Origin of the sequence: Oligella ureolytica DSM 18253 (assembly GCF_000373745.1) — a bacterium.
Lineage (GTDB): Bacteria > Pseudomonadota > Gammaproteobacteria > Burkholderiales > Burkholderiaceae_B > Oligella > Oligella ureolytica.
In genome coordinates this window covers 1-18704 of the sequence record NZ_KB892292.1, presented here as the reverse complement: position 1 = coordinate 18704, position 18704 = coordinate 1, and the positions used below count along the sequence as shown (strand labels likewise).

The following is an 18704-nucleotide window of genomic DNA, read 5'->3' as shown; positions in this document are numbered from 1 at the left end:
ATTTTAATTGAAATCAAAAACTCATGAGGAAGCCTTTATGCTTAAGTCCAGAAAATTCGGTTTGATTATTGTAGGTGATGAGATTTTATCAGGTCGTCGGCAGGATAAGCATTTGAGCAAAGTCATTGAATTACTTAATGACCGAGGCATGGAGCTGTCGTGGGCCCGTCTGGTGGGTGACGACCTCGATGAGTTGGTGCGCATTTACAAAGAGAGTTTTGCCAGTGGCGATATCGTTTTCTCAACCGGTGGTATTGGTGCTACGCCGGATGACAAAACCAGAGAAGCCGCAGCGAAAGCCTTGGGCGTGCCGATGGTTTTACATCCTGAGGCCGAGGCGTTAATCCTCGAGTACGTAATTAATCGAGCGGCGATTGGCAAAATTGATCAAGATATCGGTGCACCGGAAAATCAACGTCGCTTAGCGATGGGGGTCTTTCCGGAAGGGGCAGAGATTGTGCCCAATGCCTTTAATCGTATTCCGGGCTTTTTTATTCGTGATCATACCTTTGTGCCGGGTTTCCCGGAGATGGCTTGGTCTATGTTTGAATGGGTGCTTGATAATAAGTATCTGGCGTTACAAAATAATCCAACCAAAACATTGGCGGTAAATGTCTATCATTTACCGGAGTCTCGTATTACGCCGTCACTAGAAGAAATTGAAAGTCGTTGGTCTGATGTCACCACCTTTAGCTTACCTAAGATGGCAACGGCTGATGCACCGGGATTTATTGATCTTGGTGTGCGCGGTAAAAACGAGGAATCTGTCAAGGCGGCCTATGATTTTCTGCGTGGGGAGGTTTTGCGCGTAGGTGGTCGTTTTAATTATTAATATAAATCGCTGAGCGGGTAGCTTCGCTGCGATGGTTAAATCTATGTCTGACGAATCTCCTAATTATTCAGTTCAAGTCCTCGAAAGAACCGTCTTATTGATGGATATACTGGCTCAGTCTTCCGGTCCCTTGAGTTTAAAGGACCTGACGGCGAGAAGTAAGTTAAATATTTCTACATGTCATCGGATTTTAAATGACCTAGTGATTGCACAATTCGTGGAGCATTTGCCCGGAGGTCGCTATCAATTAGGCTTACGCTTATTGGAATTAGGCAATTTAGTTAAAAATCGCCTAAATATCCAAGAATTAGCCTATCCGCAAATGCAAGAGCTGCACCGAAAAACGGGTGAAACCATTAACTTATCGATTAAGCAGGGCAATGACATTGTTTATATTGAACGATGTTGGAGCGGTCAGTCGGGGGTGCATGTTGTGCGTCCTATTGGCGGTCGCGCGCCTTTACACCTAACGGCTGTCGGCAAGTTGTTTTTAGCTGATTTAGACGCGGTTGAGCTATTAGAGTATGTGAATAAGACAGGTATCCCGGCCAGTACATCGAAAAGCGTGAGTGAATTTGAACGACTCAAAAATGAATTGGCTGCCATACATCAGCAAGGTTTTGCGATTGATAATGAGGAATTAGAAGAAGGGGTACGCTGTTTAGCCGCGGCAATCTTCAATGAGCAGGGTAGAGTGGTGGCAGGGATTTCTCTTTCTGCCCCTGCGCAACGCATTCAATATGCTTGGAGCCAGGACTTGAAGCGAGCGGCCAAAGACATCTCGCGTGAACTGGGTTGTTTCCTATAGATTAATCTAAATGACTGATATTTAAGACGTTTCTTTTGTGCAACTGGTTTTGTGCATCGCAACAAAAGTGTTGACATAGTGAAGAATATTTGGAATAATAACAATTGTTGCGTTGCAACATAACGTGTAAACGTTGTGCTGCAACAGCCATTGAAGATGTTAAATTCAAGTTTTATTATCTCTGTTACGTACACTTAAGGAAAATGTCATGAATACCCAAGTTCAACAGCAATTATTAGAGCGTCAAAAAGAAGCTATCGATACCTTTATCTCTGTTCAAGGTTCTTTATTCAGCGGTTTCGAAAAATTAGTTGATTTAAACCTAAAAGCGATCAAAAGCACAATCGCTGAAGCTGCAGATCAAACTCAACAAGTTGCTGAGTTAAAAGATCCACAAGAAGCAACTAGTTTTGTTGCTGCTATCGCTCAGCCTAATGCTGAAAAAGCTGTTGCTTACTCTCAAGACGTTTACGCTATCATGAATGACGTAAGCAAAGAGTTAATCAAATTAACTGAAGAGCAAGTTGCTGAGTCTCAAAAGAAAATGGAAGAAGCATTAGAGCAATTCGCTAAAAATGCACCTACCGGTTCTGAAAGTGCTATCGCATTATTAAAATCTAGCTTCGCTACTGCTAGCAACGCTTATGATTCTATTAACAAAGCTGCTAAGCAAGCTGCTGAAGTTGCCCAAAATAACTTAGCTGCTGCGACTAACGCTACGTTAAAAGCAACTGAAAATGCGACTAAAGTTGCTAAAACTGCTGCTAAAACTGCTACTACCGCTGCTGCTAAGTAATTAGTTGCTTCGTCTGACTTAAAGTGTGTCTTTAAGTCGTAGCTAAAAGATAAAATGCCGTTGGTATATTTGATGTTATCAACGGCATTTTTGCGTTTGCCAGTGTCGATAGAGCGATAGGTGTGAGCTTTGTTTAAAGGTTGTGTGCCTTGATCGCATTAACACAGTCTTTTACTAAGTGCGGTCCTTGATAAATCAGCCCGGTGTAAATTTGCACTAAGTCGGCTCCCGCTTTAATCTTCTCCACCGCATGGCGACCTTGGTTAATGCCGCCAACACCGATAATGGCGATGTCAGGTCCTAAATGGCGACGCAATGTTTTGATGATTTCCAACGACATCGCATGAACAGGAGGGCCGGATAAACCACCGGCTTCATCCGCATGCTCAAGCCCTCTGACATAGTCTCTGCTGAGAGTGGTATTAGTGGCAATGACGCCGTCTAGTTGATGTTCACGAATAATATTGGCGATTGCAACGCATTGCTCTTCACTGATATCCGGCGCAATTTTTAAGAGGATAGGTACCTTAGTAGGCTGTGCTTGTGCCAATATTTCGCGCTCTTGAACTAATGCGCTCAGTAGGCGATTAAGCTCGTCCTCACCTTGCAGAGAGCGCAGATTTTCAGTATTGGGCGAGGAGATATTGATCGTAATGTAATCAGCATGTGCATAGACACCACGTAAGCCAATCAGGTAGTCATCGACTGCATTTTCAATGGGGGTTGTTGCATTTTTACCGATGTTTAAGCCTAAGATACCACCACGTTCTCTGTAGCGATGCTTTTGTACATTGGCTAAAAAAGTGTCAAGGCCTTGATTATTGAAACCCATACGATTGATAATGCACTGTTTTTCGGGAATACGGAAAAGGCGTGGCTTGGGGTTGCCGTCTTGCGCTTTGGGTGTGACGGTGCCCACTTCAATAAAGCCAAAGCCAAACGAGCCTAAAGCGTCAATATACTCACCATTTTTATCTAATCCCGCTGCTAAGCCGACAGGATTTAAGAAGGTCAATCCCATGACTTTTTTAGGCGTTTGCGGTACATCCATGGCGATACAGTTTTTTAACAAACTGCTTTTGGACACTTTACTTAAACCGTCCAGTGTTTTGTGGTGGGCATCTTCTGCGTCTAAGCGAAATAGCAGGGGACGGACTAAGGGAAAAAGGTTGATTTTTGAAAGCATAAAAATGCACCCTAATAATGATTAAAATTTAATCTTGATGACAAGGAATCCATTGGTCGCGGTGGAAGACTTCAGCCGGTTGATAGTCCATTTTATAATTAAGTTTATGGCAGCCTTCAACCCAATAGCCCAGATATAACCATGGTTTGGAAAGTGCATGGCAGAGCTTGATTTGACATAAGATACCATAATGGCCCAAGCTATTTTTATTATCTGTGTCATAAAAGGTATAAACCGCAGAAATACCATCGTCACTGATATCGATTAAAGAGACCATCACGACCAGATTATTACTATCACGGTACTCAAGTAATCTGCTGTTAACATTAGAATTCAGCACAAATTCTTTATAGTCAGCGCGTGTATGGTCTTCATCTTGCTTTTCTTGATGGCGCTGTGCTTGGTAGCGCATATAGAGTTGAAAATGCTCTTCTTCCCAGCCTAATGGCAACTCTCGGCATGTCAGGTTTTTGTTTTTATTAAGGACACGCCGAAAGCGCTTAGATGGTACAAACTTAGCAACATCAACGCGCAGTGACATACAGGCTTGACAGTGCTGACAATGCGGCCGATAAACAAAAATACCACTGCGTCTAAAGCCCTGTCGTAGCATATCTGCATAATCAACTGCCGTAATATCCTCGGGTGGCACGACCACTTGTGAGCTTGAGCGATTGGATTCCAAGTAGCTGCACTGGTTGGACGCTGACAGGTGAAGATAAAAGGACTTTGTCATGGCTAAGGACGCTTAAATATAGTGGCCGTGATAGGCAATGCGCCCAGCGAGCCAAGGTGTGGCAGTGGTTGCTCTATCGCTTAACGTGTGTATGTAAAATTCATACTCACCCCGAGGAATCAGTGTCGCACCTAAGCTTCTCAAATAGTCCGAATCCTGCTGGCAGTCGATTAACATAATACCTTGGTTGGCTAAAAAATTAACCGCATGGCTAAAAGCAATCCGAGAGGCTTGTGATTGCTTACTGAACATTGACTCACCGCAAAAAATACGACCGATCCTGACTCCGTAAAGACCGCCTATGAGTTCGCCATCTTGCCATGCTTCAAAACTATGTGCCCGACCTTGTCGATGTAATGCGGTGTATGCTGCAATGACATCTTCTGAGATCCAGTTGCCATCAAATGCTTGATTGCGCTGCACGGTGGCGCAGGATCGAATGACTTCCTCAAAGCAATAATTGGTGGTGACTCGTAAGCGGGCATCGGGGTTACTTTCGTCAGCGATAATTCGCTTTAGAAGTTTTTTAAAGTTCTTTGAAATATGCAGGTTCTGTGGAAATAAGACCATGCGTTCTGAGGGTGCCCACCACAGAGTAAACTCTTCATCTACCGGGCTACAAGGGTAGTAGCCGTGATGATAAGCGCGCCAAACCAGATTGGCAGTCACCGTATTACTGACAGCGATTAAACCGTCGGGTTCCTCCAATGCGTGATGACTTGGGGGTAATGCGCTTTCATCGTCAATTAGATAAAGTGGTGTCATTATTACTCGATGATGTAATTAAATGGTCCAAAGTCGCCCGTTTTTAGGGCACGCACATAATGCTCCAATGTGGTGCTGATACTTCTAAAGGCTAGGTTGTCCCAAGGAATGTCCTCTATATCAAAATAGGCCGCTTCAAGACTCTCGATGCCGGGGTCGAGGTGATCGTCAGCTGCTTTGGCTAAATAATAAATATGCACTTGGTTAGTCTGCGGCAGATCAATTACGGTAAATAAATCACCAACTTCAACGATGGCTCCGGCCTCCTCAAGAGTTTCTCGTTTGGCGCCTTCGACAGTACTTTCTGATAGCTCCATAAAGCCCGAAGGGAAAGTCCAGGTATTGCTGCGAGGCTCAATCGCGCGTTTACAAAGCAGGATTTTATTCTCATAAACCGGAATAGTACCCACCACAATCAAGGGGTTGCGATAATGCACGGCACCACATGCTAAGCAGGTATCGCGCAGTTGGTTGTCTTCAGGTGGCACAATTTGGCTGAGCTCTGTGCCGCATTGGGTGCAAAACTTTTGTTGGGTGGGGGCAGGGAAGAAAAAGGGTAGGTCGTGTTTATTCATGGGTTTATCTTTATCGATTTTTTGTAAGTGATAGCCTAATCATACTTTCTGCAGCCATTTAGTTCAATTTTAAGGTCGTTGCTTCCTGGTTGAGGACTTGCGAGGCTTTGTACATTTGCTTGATAGGAAAGCGCATACTTACGTATTCCTGACCTGACTCAATGGGCGGCGGATTATCCTGGCCTTCAAAAGGCTTTAAAGTGAGCATGTTATAGACGTAGTCAATGTTTTTCTCTAAGCCCTCCGGAATGTCATCAAACTGAATCATTAAAGGCACCATTGAGTTAATTTGACTAGCCAGTGCATCAGCTTCCAGCAAAATACGGTTTAAGCGAATAATATCTAATTGCCGCTTATCCGGCTCGCTCATCATGCGGTTTAAGCTATCTGCAAAAAGGGCATAGGCATCTTGCATTTTCTTATGAGATAGCTGCATTTGTAATAGCGCGGGTTCTGTGTGAATGATTCTACGATCTTCTTTTGGCTGTTCTTGCAATACCCGTACATAGGCGATGGTGTCGTGCAGGTAATGATAGAGCGCGTCAATGGTGTTGCTAACATGCATCGGTAGTCGATCTTTTTCCCATTGGGGAAGTAAGAAACTAAACACAAAGGTAATTGCCGATGCAATTAAGGTGTCTAATGCACGCTCACCAACCAGCCAGTAGAAGCCGGGCGTTAGGAAGTGGAAACCGATTAAAATATAAACCGTAATAAAGATTGAACCGACGCGGAAGTTTTCTTTAATGTAGGTATTGCCCAAAATCATTGCAATAAACATTGCCGTCATAATGACAACGTTGTTTTTGGTGATGGCAAACAGAGCAATGGTGATGAGGCAGCCCACGAGGGTGCCAATGAGTCGCCAGCTGGTTCTTTGTTGGGTTAGCGTAAATCCGGGACGCATAATTAGGAGGACCGTCACTAAAATCCAGTTGGTGTGGTTGCTCAGGTTTTGATAGACATTGCTTTCAAGCGGTAATAAAAACAGTAACGCCGTCCCTAGCTGCACAAAGAGTACAGCCGCCGTTACGCGTGTGGCATAGCGTACGATCGCTGACTTCAGTCCGGCCCTTAATTGATTGATGAGCCTTGAGAGAGAGTAGTCATTACTCGAACGAAATTGCAGCAATGAGGGACTGATTTTGATCGCCTCATTGGCGCTGGCAGGCACTTCCTGTCCAATCTGTTTGGGATCGGGCGGACCTTGGAAGTTTTTGACGTAGCGAAGGTTATTGCTGATTTCTTCAACATTAAAGTACGTGTTTCTGAGGCGACGATAAATTTGAATAATTAAGCCGTAGATTTCCGGATCTTCTTGCGGCATGTTTTGCTGACGAAACTTTTCGATTTCAAACTCTAAAGCGCGTAGCTCTGCTTTGACGCTGCTGCGATAGGAAAGTGGCTCGTGACGAATAAGATCGGTGGCGGCGTGATTAAGTGTTGTACTTAAAATCACGAGGGTGTCACGCATAAAGAGAAGTACATCATGATTGCCCATTTTCTCTCGTAGGTACTGATAATCGGTGTGCGTGGCAACCATGTTGTCCATAATGGCAGCCATACGATTGAAAATATTCCATAGCCGAGAGCGCTGTTCGTAGGTTTTAGGATCATTGCTATCTGGCAAATGGCGCAGAATCATGTCGCGAGCCATTTGCTGTGTTTCGATCATTGTCGATGCTTGATTGATCAGCTGATAAAAGCTTTTGTCCAAATCCCTTTCTACGTCGTATAACCTTGCTCTTGCTAAAACGTAGTTGGACGTCGCATACAAAGCCGTGGCAATAATGAGGCGCTGCTCATACTTTCTGAAAAGATAGCTGATACTGACGCTAAAAAACCAATAGGACGCACACCCTAAAAAAGTGAGGGCACTATGTACCATGGCCTCGTCAAATGGTTTGATAAAGTTATAGTTCATCAAAATGGCGAGTAACGCCGAAAACCCGATAAGAGTCGCTGATTTGCCGTAAAAAGCTAGTAGCGTATAGAAAAACACTAAGATGGTGAGGACCAACCACGCAATCTGGGGGTAGGGACCGACGAGATTAATCAAAAAGGTACCTACGCTGCATAGAGCCAAAGTGGCGATAAGCTCATTGCTACGCACTCGTAAGCTATAGGCCGATGCCGGATCGACAATTGACATGCATAGCACACCGCTGACAAAGGCGACCCCGTATTCATAATTTCCTAAAAAGCCGAAGAACACTAAAATAGCGATAAATAAGCCTAAGGCCTTACGCACACCAAAATATAGCTCGGGACTATGGAAAAACTTATGGATGGAGTCGGTTCCAATTTGCACGTTATGAACACCTAAAAAGTAGCACTTTCAAAGAAGTTATTATTATAAACTTTTGTATGTTGCTCTATAGAGTTTGAGCATGTGACTTAGCTTGTTCCTTAGTTTCTCGTATTGATGTCTAATACAAATGCATTTTGTGGTGTTTTGTCTAATAAAAAAGTGATTTTGTCCTGCTGCATTGATTTTTTGTTTGCAATGGGCTAATGTCTTGTATTGTGTCTTTTTTATCGTAAAAGGCATTGATTCTATAGGCAGTAAGTAGTCAGTTATCCACTGGTGATTGATGGCAAGTTACACGCTATGCCATTGCGCTATATATAGGTCTAAGTTTAGAAAAGCTCTGTCGGATATCGCCACAAGCGGATTCGCAGACTCCGTTTCTGACTTTTATGCATGTTTTATGCGGTGTACAAGCCACTGGTGGCCTTGTTCAGTGCGGTTTAGTTGTTGTGGGTGGCAATCCTCTGTGAGGGTTAAAGCGCTACGATGGCTTAGCAGTACGATGAGTGCCAGTTAATCAGTTGTGTCCTGTACTAGTTATGAAAGGATTAAAAATGGAACAATTAACAGGCGCAGAGATTACTGTGCGCTGCCTAGCTGAGCAGGGTGTTGAGCATATTTTCGGCTACCCCGGCGGTGCAGTGTTATATATCTATGACGCTATTTACAAGCAAGAAAAATTCGAGCACATTCTAGTGCGTCACGAGCAGGCGGCGATTCATGCTGCTGATGCTTATTCCCGATCGTCTAACAAGGTAGGAGTTGCTTTAGTAACAAGTGGCCCCGGCCTAACTAATGCAGTCACCGGTCTTGCTACAGCCTATATGGATTCTATTCCGATGGTTGTGATTAGTGGGCAGGTCGGTACCTCAATGATTGGTGAGGATGCTTTCCAAGAGTGTGATGCCGTGGGTATTACACGACCTTGCGTTAAGCATAACTTCCTCGTACGTGATGTCAAGGATCTTGCCGACACGATGCGCAAGGCTTTCCACATCGCGACAACCGGTCGCCCCGGACCGGTCTTAATTGATATCCCCAAAGATATTACTGTTAGTACCGCACGCTACGCACCTGCGAAGGGCGAGGTTAAGATGCGTTCGTACAATCCGGTGCTTAAGGGACATCAGGGTCAAATTAAAAAAGCGGTGATGGCGCTACGATCAGCTTCCCGTCCAATGGTTTATGCCGGCGGGGGCGTGATTTTATCTGATGCTGCAGAGGAATTACGTGAGTTAGTTGATTTGCTGGGAGCACCATGTACTACCACGTTGATGGCCTTAGGCGGCCTCAATGCGAGTCATCCTAATTATGTAGGTATGCCGGGTATGCACGGGACGTACGAAGCGAATATGTCCATGCAAAACAGCGATGTGTTGATTTGTGTGGGTGCACGGTTTGATGACCGAGTGATCGCTAATCCTAAGCACTTTAGTCAGGTGCAGCGCAAAATCATTCACATTGATGTGGATCCCTCGTCTATTTCTAAGCGTGTCAGAGCGGATTTGCCTATTGTCGGCAATGTCAAAGACGTACTGCAGGAGATGAATGCTCAGTTACGAGAGCTCAAGGCCGACACACAAAAACCGGTTAAAAATATTGATGCATGGTGGGATCAAATCAATCAGTGGCGTGGGCGTAACTGCTTGGCTTATACGCAAAATGATGTGATCAAGCCTCAGTTCGTCGTAGAAAAGCTTTGGGAAGTGACTGAAGGCAAGGCATTTGTCAGTTCTGACGTCGGTCAGCACCAGATGTTTGCTGCGCAATACTATGGTTTTGAAGAGCCGCGTCGTTGGTTGAATTCCGGCGGTTTAGGGACGATGGGCGTAGGCTTGCCTTATGCTATGGGTGCCCAGATGGCCAATCCAGATCCGGATGCTATGTTTGCCTGTATTACGGGCGAGGGCTCTATCCAGATGAATATTCAGGAATTAGCCACCTGCAAGCAGTACGGATTTACTCCCAAAATTATTTGTTTAAATAACGGCTACCTCGGTATGGTCAGACAGTGGCAGGAGCTAGATTATGAGTCTCGTTACTCCGAGTCCTATATGAGCTCAATTCCTGACTTTGTGAAGTTGGCTGAGAGCTATGGTCATGTGGGTATCCAAGTCAGTAAAGTGGCTGATGTAGAGCCGGCGTTACGTGAGGCTTTCCTTGGTGAGCACAAGAAGCGCTTAGTCTTCCTTGATTTCCTAACAGACCGCGAAACCAATGTTTGGCCGATGGTTAAGGCGGGCAAGGGATTGACCGAGATGTTAATCGACGGCGCTGACGCATAGGGGGAGCAGATGAAACACGTTATTTCGATTCTATTAGAAAACGAACCGGGTGCTTTATCCCGTGTTGTCGGGTTGTTTTCTGCTCGAGGCTACAATATTGAAACTCTGACGGTAGCACCGACAGAGGATCCGAGCTTATCTCGTTTGACCATTATGACCAATGGTTCAGAAGAGGTCATTGAGCAAATTACCAAGCATTTAAACCGTCTGGTCGACGTGGTTAAGGTGGTTGATTTGACCGAAGCCCCTATGGTTGAGCGTGAGCTGATGCTGATCAAGGTGCGTGCAGTGGGTAAGGAGCGCGAAGAGGTGACTCGCCTCAATGATATTTTCCGTGGTCGTATTGTCGATGTCACTGACAAAACCTTTACCATCGAGCTAACTGGTGTTCAGGAAAAAATCGATGCCTTTATCGAGGCGATCGAGCCTGGCGCAATTTTAGAAACCGTCCGCAGTGGCGTGACCGGTATCGGTCGCGGTAATCGTATATTAAAAGTTTAGTTTTTTATTTTTTACATAGTAAGCAGTACTACGAATTTATTTTTCAGAGGAAGTTATGAAAGTTTTTTACGATAAAGATTGTGATTTAAGTTTAATCAAAGGCAAGCAAGTAGCGATTATCGGTTACGGTTCTCAAGGTCATGCCCACGCTTTAAACCTGCATGAGTCAGGTGTTAACGTAACTGTTGGTTTACGTAAGGATGGCGCTTCTTGGTCAAAAGCTGAAAATGCCGGTTTAAAAGTTGCTGAGGTAGCTGAAGCCGTTAAAAATGCAGATGTGGTCATGATTCTTTTACCGGACGAGAGCATCGCAGAAGTTTATAAAAACCAAGTTGAGCCTAATATCAAAGCGGGTGCTGCATTAGCTTTTGCACATGGTTTTAACGTTCACTACGGTCAAGTTGTGCCTCGTAAAGATGTTGACGTGATCATGGTGGCTCCTAAGGCACCGGGTCATACTGTTCGTGGTACCTATCAGCAAGGTGGCGGTGTGCCTCACCTAGTGGCTGTTTATCAAGACGTGTCAGGTGCTGCACGTGATGTTGCGCTTTCTTACGCAAGCGCCAATGGCGGCGGCCGTGCCGGTATTATTGAAACTAATTTCCGTGAAGAAACTGAGACCGACTTATTCGGTGAGCAGGCTGTTCTTTGCGGTGGTGCAGTTGAATTAATTAAAGCAGGTTTCGAGACCTTGGTTGAAGCTGGCTACGCGCCGGAAATGGCTTATTTCGAGTGCTTACATGAGTTAAAGCTAATCGTAGATCTAATCTACGAGGGCGGTATCGCTAACATGAACTACTCGATTTCTAACAACGCCGAGTACGGTGAGTACGTTACAGGTCCTCGCATCGTAACTGAAGAAACAAAACAGGCAATGCGCGAGTGCTTACACGATATTCAAACCGGTGAATACGCGAAGAGCTTCATTCTTGAGAACCAAGCCGGTGCGCCTACCTTGATTTCTCGTCGTCGTATCAATGCAGAGTCTCAAATTGAGCAAGTTGGTGCGCAATTACGTGCGATGATGCCTTGGATCGCTGCTAATAAATTAGTGGATCAAAGCAAAAACTAATTATCACGAGAGCGCTGTCAGTGCTCGACTTGTGAACGAGTACTGATACGTAATTGTGAATTAATTAAAGCAATTAAAACGTCCCACCAGAGCATTGCGCAAACTGGTGGGACGTCTATTTATTTGTCTTAACTGAGTCTTTGGTGCTGATATAGCAGTTTATGCACTAAACACACGATAGCGAGTTTCTTCGTCAAGGTAGTTTTTCTCGCTGGCAGGGCTTTCGATACTGCCAAAAGGCATTTGTGCACGTAGTACCCAATTGCTCGGAATATCCCAACGCGTAGCAACATCAGCATCAATGATTGGGTTGTAATGCTGTAAAGACGCACCGATATCTACTTCGGCAAGAGCCAACCAAACTGCGTATTGAGTTAGGCCGGTGGAGTGCTCAGACCAAATAGGGAAGTTGTCGGCGTAGAGTGGGAATTGCTTTTGTAAGCCGCTCACAACGTCTTTGTCTTCGTAAAACAATACGGTACCTTTTGCGGCTTTAAAGCTGTTGATTTTCTGGTCAGTGCCTTCAAAATTTTCTTCACCAACAATGGCGCGCAGCTTCTCGCGAGTAATTTCCCATAGTGCATCATGCTCTTCGCCAAGCAAGATAACAACGCGAGATGTTTGAGAGTGGAAAGAAGATGGCGTTTGATCAACGATGTCTTTGATTAACTTTACAAGTTTATCGTTTGAAAGCTCAATGTTTTTGCCTAAGTGATAAATAGAACGGCGCTTTTTTGCTAATTCATAAAAACTCATGGTATCTCCAAATAAAAAGGTGCTGATTGATGACAAGCAGTTTAGAATAAGTGTCTTGTGTCGCGCGCTTTTGCTGTGTCTTGTCAGCAGGTAGGCAGGGCTCGTCAATTCTCTCAATGTATGTATTTTAAGGTGTCGTTGTATCTTTTTAAAGTATCAAACAGTTAATACTATATTGCCAAATTGGAAATAATAAATATAAAAGATGTTATTTAATAAATAAATCCCGAACAATTGACGGTTAGCGAGTCATTGATTCGGGACGGTGTGTTGAGCTTTAGCTGTACGCTTGTCTGAATAGCGCACGAGCTCACGGAATTTTAAGTGCTCAGCATATTGTATAAGGTATGGTGATGGGTGCGTGCATGTTACCATTAAAGCTTCTATTTTTAATAAGAAATATATCAATTTAATAGGTACATTAAGTGAGTAATCAATTATCAAATAGTAATCAAAAGCGGCCTATCTTGGCAAAAGAGGGCTGGCCATTTATAGCGCTTGCCGTTGTTGTGGCATTGGTGACAGGTGCGATCAGCTTTTGGTTGGGCTTGGTTTTTTGGCTAGTGGCCATTTTTGTCATTCAGTTTTTCCGTGATCCGACTCGTCAAGCGCCACAAGGTGAAGCGCTGGTATTGTCCCCGGCGGATGGTCGCATCGTGGCAGTTGAGGAGGTTGACGATCCCTATGCCGGCAGACGAGCTCTCAAAATTAGTGTCTTTATGAATGTTTTTAATGTACATTCAAATCAAATGCCGGTTAGCGGTCGCATTACTAAGGTTGAGTATTTTAAGGGTAAGTTTGTCAATGCTGATTTAGACAAGGCATCAATAGAAAATGAGCGTAACGCCATTGTTATTGAGCGCGCTGACGGTCAGATAGTGACCTCTGTGCAAGTGGCGGGGTTAGTCGCTCGACGAATTTTATGCTATGCCAAGGTGGGTCAAGAGTTGGGTGCGGCGCAGCGCTATGGCTTTATTCGCTTTGGTTCACGTGTTGATGTTTATTTACCATTAAATGCAAAACCGCTGGTGGCGATTGGTGACAAGGTTTCTCATACACTGACCGTATTAGCGGAATTGGAGTAATTAAATGAGCCCAGATGAGCAAAAAGAAGTTGGCAACGAGGTAGAGCATCCTTCTGCCAATGAAAGTAAGGATGCACAAAGTCATGCTGTCGATAATATCCTTAAAGAGCCCGTCATGGTGCACACTTCTAATGTGCCCAAGCGTGGTATTTATCTTTTACCTAATGCGATTACGACAGCCAACTTATTTGCCGGTTTTTTTGCCATCATGCAGGCTATGAACCATCGTTTCGAATGGGCAGCGTTAGCGATTTTTGCAGCGATGGTCATGGATGGTATGGATGGTCGTATTGCGCGCCTGACAAATACTCAATCCTCCTTCGGTGAGCAGTATGACTCAATGGCTGATATGGTGTCTTTCGGTATTGCGCCGGCCTTGGTTATGTATACCTACACGCTCAATGACTTAGGTCGTTGGGGGTGGTTGGCGGCTTTTGTTTATGTGGCGGGTGCGGCACTCCGCCTCGCGCGATTTAACAGCAATATCAATATTGTAGATAGTCGCTTTTTTCAGGGCTTACCAAGTCCTGCAGCCGCTGCGTTAACGGCAGGTTTTGTCTGGCTATCAGTGGATAATCGTTTGCCTATTTCTGATCCGCACGCTTGGGTGGCGTTTACAATTACTGTGTATGCAGGCCTGACGATGATTTCAAATGCGCCATTTTTTAGCGGAAAATCGGGGTTTATTCAAGAAAAGAGATCGCCGGCTTTGATAATGACCGCCTTGGTTCTGCTCTTTGCGTTGCTAATGTTAAATGCGCCTTTAGTTATTACCTTGGTGTTTTTATCTTATACCGTCTCAGGTTGGGTAGTGATGTTTTTACGTTGGCGTAAGATCAAGCGTTTAAAAAACAAAAGGCAACAGCAGTCATTCTGATGTTACCTTTTTAGTGCGGCATATTTAAATATACCCGCAAGGCTTAGCAGGCCCAAAAGAAGCAGTTATCTTCATATAGAGGGTCAGGGCCCGTATGCCAGCGAGTGACTTGCTGGCCGTCTCTTCCCAAGTAAATATGTAGCAAGCGGTGCCAGTGGTTATTTTGTTTGAAGCGGTAACTCCAAGTCTCTTCGCGCTTCTCGCCGAGACCCAGGGTTTCTGTTTCGGCAGGCACGCCAAACTCACACAAGACATCTTGGCGACTCCAAACGCCGGTATCTAAGCGCTTAAAGTTTTGCTCGGTCATGGCCGAGTAAACTGAACCGATAAGGCGGCCATCTGCACCGACATCGGCACCGTAGATGTACTGTCCCATTGGTTGGTAGCTCCAGACTAAGTGCTTGCCTCCGTCGGCCCGGTCACAGCTGTAGTTTGGCTGCCCCATGATGCGGGTAGCTTCAGCAAGCGGTGCGTTAGGCGCTACGTCTCGGTATGTTGCGCAAGCAGTGAGGCTTGTAATTAGTCCGGCTAAAATAATGGCTCGAGAAAAGCCCTTGGACGAGTTGCTTGATTTGGAATTTGGCATTTTAATCACAGATTTCATTATTATCTCCTCAGAAGAGGAATAAAATAGGGCATAAGCAATAAAAACAGCGTATAATGATTGACTCATCTAGTTACTCACAAATAAAAGTAATGTGGGTTAGTGTGATTTAAGCACTACTTAAGCACTACTTAAGCACTGTGAGTTTTTTGCTGTTACTGTAGTGTAGCAGAACTTCCCCGGTTTTTATGTGGCTTTTTATCTAGTTTATTAGTGTCAAAGTGATGTAAAAGCTAGTGGCAAGCAGTGACTAGAGTTTAAGTTGTTATTGTAAAATTATTTTTAGTAAAAGTATTTTTACGTTTTCATGTTTATTTCACGTTGACGGCCTGTCCGTGTCAACGCTTGTATATAAGGATATTATTATGTCAACTATTGATAAAGCAAAAATTGTTTCTGAATTCGCTCGCCAAGAGGGTGATACCGGTTCTCCAGAAGTTCAGATCGCTTTACTTACTTCTCGTATTAACGAGTTAGGCGCTCACTTTAAAGAGCACGCTAAAGATCACCACTCACGTCGTGGTTTATTGCGTATGGTGAGCCGTCGTCGTAAGCTATTAGATTACTTAAAAAGAACTAACCCTAACACTTACCGTGATTTAATTGGTAAATTAGGCTTACGTAAGTAATTGACTAGGTCTTTAGAGAATTAGATTCAAAGCCGTGCACATGATATGAACTGTGCACGGCTTTTTATTGTTAGTCCGACAAGCGATATAGAACCGTGATATGGCTTGAGGTTTCGGATAATTTTGTAGATTAAGGAATCCACATGTTTAATAAATTTACACAATCCTTTCAGTATGGTGATCATACTGTCACCTTAGAAACGGGTGAAATTGCTCGTCAAGCGACAGGTGCAGTTGTTGCTTCCATGGGTGATACAGTTGTTTTAGCGACCGTTGTTGCTGCTAAAGAGGCTAAACCCGGTCAGGATTTCTTTCCACTGACTGTGGATTATATTGAAAAGGCATATGCCGCCGGTAAGATCCCGGGTGGCTTTTTTAAGCGCGAAGCTAAACCTTCCGAAAAAGAAACGCTGACTTCTCGTTTAATTGACCGTCCTTTACGTCCTTTATTCCCTGAGGGTTTCTACAACGAAGTACAAGTTGTTGTTCATGTTTTATCCGTCGATCCGGAAATCGATCCTGATATCGTTGCGATGATTGGTAGCTCTGCTGCGATGGCAATTTCAGGCGTGCCTTTTGATGGTCCTATCGGTGCTGCTCGCGTTGGTTATTTAAATGGTAACTACGTCTTAAACCCTAGCGCCAGTCAGTTAGTCGACTCTCAAATGGATTTAGTCGTTGCGGGTACTGAGAGCGCCGTTTTAATGGTTGAATCTGAAGCGAAGCAATTAACTGAAGATGTGATGTTGGGTGGTGTGGTTTTTGGTCACGAGCAAATGCAAGTAGCGATCAATGCCATTAACGAATTAGTTGAAAAAGCCGGTAAACCAGCTTGGCATTGGGAAGCTGCTCCTAAAAATGAAGAGTTGGTTGCTTTAGTCAAAGAAAATGCGATTGAGGGTTTACAAGCCGCATATAAAATTCGTGAAAAACAAGCTCGTAGTAGCCAAATCAAGCAGGTGTATGCTGCAGTACAAGAGAAATTAGAAGCTATCGCTGAAGGAAAAGAGCAAGCCATCAACTCTGTTGAAGTAGAAGATATTTTATTTTCTTTAGAGTCTGATATTGTTCGCAGCCAGATTTTAAATGGCGAGCCACGTATTGACGGTCGTGATACCCGTACGGTGCGCCCCATTGCTATTCGTTTAGGTGTTTTACCACGCACACACGGTAGCGTGTTATTTACTCGCGGTGAAACTCAAGCGATTGTGGTGGCTACCTTAGGCACTAAGCAAGACGAGCAAATTATTGATTCTGTGATGGGTGATGCACGTGATCACTTCATGTTGCACTATAACTTCCCGCCATTTTCTACCGGTGAAACAGGTCGTGTAGGTAGCCCTAAGCGTCGTGAAATCGGTCACGGTCGTTTAGCAAAGCGTGCGCTAGTTGCAACCTTACCTAATCACGATGATTTCCAGTACACCATTCGCTTAGTGTCTGAAATTACCGAGTCTAATGGTTCATCTTCAATGGCTTCTGTGTGTGGTGGCAGCTTGGCCTTGATGGACGCCGGTGTGCCGGTTCAGGATCACGTTGCCGGTGTGGCGATGGGTCTTATCAAGGATGGTAATAAGTTTGCCGTACTCACTGACATTCTTGGGGATGAGGATCACTTAGGTGATATGGACTTTAAAGTGGCCGGTACCAAAGATGGTATTACCGCTTTACAGATGGATATTAAAATCCAAGGGATTACCAAAGAAATTATGCAGGCTGCTTTGGCTCAAGCTAAAGAGGGTCGTTTGCATATTCTTGGCAAGATGGAAGAGGCAATCACAGGTTCTCGTCAGGAACTATCAAGCTTTGCCCCTCGTATGCTGACAGTTAAAATCAATCCTGAGAAAATCCGTGATGTAATTGGTAAGGGCGGTGCGACTATCCGTGCGCTTACTGAGGAAACCGGTAGCCAGATTGATATTAGCGACGAAGGTCTAGTCACGATCTCAAGTGCTGACTTAGACAAGGCCAAAGAGGCTGAGCGTCGTATCCTTGAAATCACGGCAGAAGTAGAAGTTAATCAAGTCTATGAGGGTACTGTTCAGCGCATGTTAGATTTTGGTGCGATTGTTCAGATTTTACCCGGCAAAGATGGCTTATTGCATATTTCTGAGATTGCTAATTACCGCATTAATGACATCAATGATGTCTTGTCTGTTGGCCAGAAGCTACGCGTTAAAGTCATCGAAGCTGATGACCGCGGTCGTATTCGCTTATCAGTTAAGGCCTTAGGCGGAATCGAAAATGAAGAAAATCTTTTGAGTCCTGCAAATACGCCAAATACAGATTCAGCAGAATAAGCATCTAAGCTAATTGTGAGTGTGATTAAAACCCCACACTTTTCATAGAAATGTGGGGTTTTGTGCAAAAAGAGATATTTGACTAGTAATCTGCTTGCATTAATTCATAACTTCTGTATAATTAATAGCTTAACAAGTCGGGGCATAGCGCAGCCTGGTAGCGCATCTGGTTTGGGACCAGAGGGTCGTAGGTTCGAATCCTACTGTCCCGACCACTATCTCTTATTGAGTTAGTGATACAAATTTAGCCGTAATCATTTTTTGATTAGCGGCTATTTTTTTGCCTATATTTTTTGTCTTTTACCGCCTGTCAATCTTGGGTAGGATCAAAATGAGCTTTAAGCAAGCATTACGCCTTTTACCAAAATGCGCGGAAAGCCTCGTTGTTTAGGGCGAGGATGAATAGCGCGGACGGCAACGCCGTCCTTTGAGTCTATGGTGGCGTTTGCTGTTGCTCGATATACTGTCGAATGATTTCAATCGGCGCGCCGCCACAGCTTCCAGCAAAATAACTTGGCGACCATAAAGCCCCTTTCCACAGTTTCTTTTTAATGTTGGGGTAGTTCTTTTTTCGGATAAGAAGACT

18 protein-coding genes and 1 tRNA gene are annotated in these 18704 nt (G+C 44.4%); 11 read left to right on the top strand and 8 right to left on the bottom strand.

What is annotated here, in order from left to right; all coding sequences use genetic code 11:
- Nucleotides 1-37 precede the first annotated feature (37 nt).
- From B092_RS0104860 to phaP, 3 genes are all read left to right on the top strand, one after another.
- The gene (locus tag B092_RS0104860; RefSeq protein ID WP_018574124.1) at nucleotides 38-832 is read left to right on the top strand and encodes a competence/damage-inducible protein A; all 795 of its coding nucleotides are present in this window, start codon (nucleotides 38-40) and stop codon (nucleotides 830-832) included.
- A 43-nt stretch (nucleotides 833-875) separates the two neighbouring features.
- The gene (locus tag B092_RS0104855) at nucleotides 876-1640 is read left to right on the top strand and encodes an IclR family transcriptional regulator (RefSeq protein ID WP_018574123.1); all 765 of its coding nucleotides are present in this window, start codon (nucleotides 876-878) and stop codon (nucleotides 1638-1640) included.
- Nucleotides 1641-1848: 208 nt separating this feature from the next.
- Entirely contained in the window at nucleotides 1849-2436 is a 588-nt protein-coding gene (phaP, locus tag B092_RS0104850; RefSeq protein WP_018574122.1) for a TIGR01841 family phasin, read from the top strand.
- A 133-nt stretch (nucleotides 2437-2569) separates the two neighbouring features.
- Here the strand turns inward: phaP and B092_RS0104845 are convergent, their stop codons facing one another.
- Genes B092_RS0104845 through B092_RS0104825 form a run of 5 tightly spaced genes read right to left on the bottom strand, consistent with a single transcriptional unit; the run spans nucleotide 2570 to nucleotide 8009 of the window.
- Nucleotides 2570-3622 (bottom strand): quinone-dependent dihydroorotate dehydrogenase, encoded by a 1053-nt coding sequence (locus tag B092_RS0104845; protein WP_018574121.1) that lies wholly within the window; start codon nucleotides 3620-3622, stop codon nucleotides 2570-2572.
- Between the two features lie 28 nt (nucleotides 3623-3650).
- Nucleotides 3651-4358, bottom strand: a complete 708-nt coding sequence (locus B092_RS0104840) for an arginyltransferase (RefSeq protein ID WP_018574120.1) — start codon at nucleotides 4356-4358, stop codon at nucleotides 3651-3653.
- A 12-nt stretch (nucleotides 4359-4370) separates the two neighbouring features.
- A complete protein-coding gene (gene aat, locus B092_RS13715; protein WP_018574119.1) occupies nucleotides 4371-5123 on the bottom strand; it encodes a leucyl/phenylalanyl-tRNA--protein transferase in 753 nt (250 codons plus the stop codon).
- Between the two features lie 2 nt (nucleotides 5124-5125).
- Nucleotides 5126-5698: an NUDIX hydrolase gene (locus tag B092_RS0104830; RefSeq protein WP_018574118.1), complete on the bottom strand. Its 573-nt coding sequence runs from the start codon at nucleotides 5696-5698 to the stop codon at nucleotides 5126-5128.
- A 58-nt stretch (nucleotides 5699-5756) separates the two neighbouring features.
- The gene (locus tag B092_RS0104825) at nucleotides 5757-8009 is read right to left on the bottom strand and encodes an FUSC family protein (RefSeq protein WP_018574117.1); all 2253 of its coding nucleotides are present in this window, start codon (nucleotides 8007-8009) and stop codon (nucleotides 5757-5759) included.
- Nucleotides 8010-8563: 554 nt separating this feature from the next.
- Between B092_RS0104825 and ilvB the strand changes: the two genes are divergently transcribed.
- Genes ilvB through ilvC form a run of 3 tightly spaced genes read left to right on the top strand, consistent with a single transcriptional unit; the run spans nucleotide 8564 to nucleotide 11867 of the window.
- Nucleotides 8564-10294, top strand: coding sequence for a biosynthetic-type acetolactate synthase large subunit (gene ilvB, locus B092_RS0104820; RefSeq protein WP_018574116.1), 1731 nt, complete (start codon nucleotides 8564-8566; stop codon nucleotides 10292-10294).
- A 9-nt stretch (nucleotides 10295-10303) separates the two neighbouring features.
- Entirely contained in the window at nucleotides 10304-10795 is a 492-nt protein-coding gene (gene ilvN, locus B092_RS0104815; RefSeq protein WP_018574115.1) for an acetolactate synthase small subunit, read from the top strand.
- Nucleotides 10796-10850: 55 nt separating this feature from the next.
- The gene (gene ilvC, locus B092_RS0104810; RefSeq protein WP_018574114.1) at nucleotides 10851-11867 is read left to right on the top strand and encodes a ketol-acid reductoisomerase; all 1017 of its coding nucleotides are present in this window, start codon (nucleotides 10851-10853) and stop codon (nucleotides 11865-11867) included.
- 159 nt (nucleotides 11868-12026) lie between these two features.
- On the opposite strand, the gene B092_RS0104805 is transcribed toward ilvC, so the two are convergent.
- Nucleotides 12027-12623, bottom strand: coding sequence for a nitroreductase family protein (locus B092_RS0104805; protein ID WP_018574113.1), 597 nt, complete (start codon nucleotides 12621-12623; stop codon nucleotides 12027-12029).
- Between the two features lie 425 nt (nucleotides 12624-13048).
- On the opposite strand from B092_RS0104805, the gene B092_RS0104800 reads away from it, so the two are divergent.
- Nucleotides 13049-13708, top strand: a complete 660-nt coding sequence (locus tag B092_RS0104800) for a phosphatidylserine decarboxylase (protein ID WP_018574112.1) — start codon at nucleotides 13049-13051, stop codon at nucleotides 13706-13708.
- A 115-nt stretch (nucleotides 13709-13823) separates the two neighbouring features.
- On the top strand, nucleotides 13824-14585 hold the full coding sequence (pssA, locus tag B092_RS0104795; RefSeq protein WP_026253604.1) for a CDP-diacylglycerol--serine O-phosphatidyltransferase: 762 nt from the start codon (nucleotides 13824-13826) through the stop codon (nucleotides 14583-14585).
- 43 nt (nucleotides 14586-14628) lie between these two features.
- Here the strand turns inward: pssA and B092_RS0104790 are convergent, their stop codons facing one another.
- Complete coding sequence (locus B092_RS0104790) at nucleotides 14629-15189, bottom strand: hypothetical protein (RefSeq protein ID WP_018574110.1); 561 nt, start codon at nucleotides 15187-15189, stop codon at nucleotides 14629-14631.
- Between the two features lie 365 nt (nucleotides 15190-15554).
- Here B092_RS0104790 and rpsO point away from each other — a divergent pair, with 365 nt between their 5' ends.
- The 3 genes from rpsO (at nucleotide 15555) to B092_RS0104775 (ending at nucleotide 18333) form a co-directional block, all read left to right on the top strand.
- On the top strand, nucleotides 15555-15818 hold the full coding sequence (rpsO, locus tag B092_RS0104785; protein ID WP_018574109.1) for a 30S ribosomal protein S15: 264 nt from the start codon (nucleotides 15555-15557) through the stop codon (nucleotides 15816-15818).
- A 143-nt stretch (nucleotides 15819-15961) separates the two neighbouring features.
- On the top strand, nucleotides 15962-18118 hold the full coding sequence (pnp, locus tag B092_RS0104780; RefSeq protein ID WP_018574108.1) for a polyribonucleotide nucleotidyltransferase: 2157 nt from the start codon (nucleotides 15962-15964) through the stop codon (nucleotides 18116-18118).
- Nucleotides 18119-18256: 138 nt separating this feature from the next.
- A tRNA-Pro gene (locus B092_RS0104775) sits at nucleotides 18257-18333 on the top strand.
- Nucleotides 18334-18551: 218 nt separating this feature from the next.
- On the opposite strand, the gene B092_RS0104770 is transcribed toward B092_RS0104775, so the two are convergent.
- On the bottom strand, nucleotides 18552-18704 hold a 153-nt coding region (locus tag B092_RS0104770; protein WP_018574107.1), incomplete at its 5' end, for a transposase.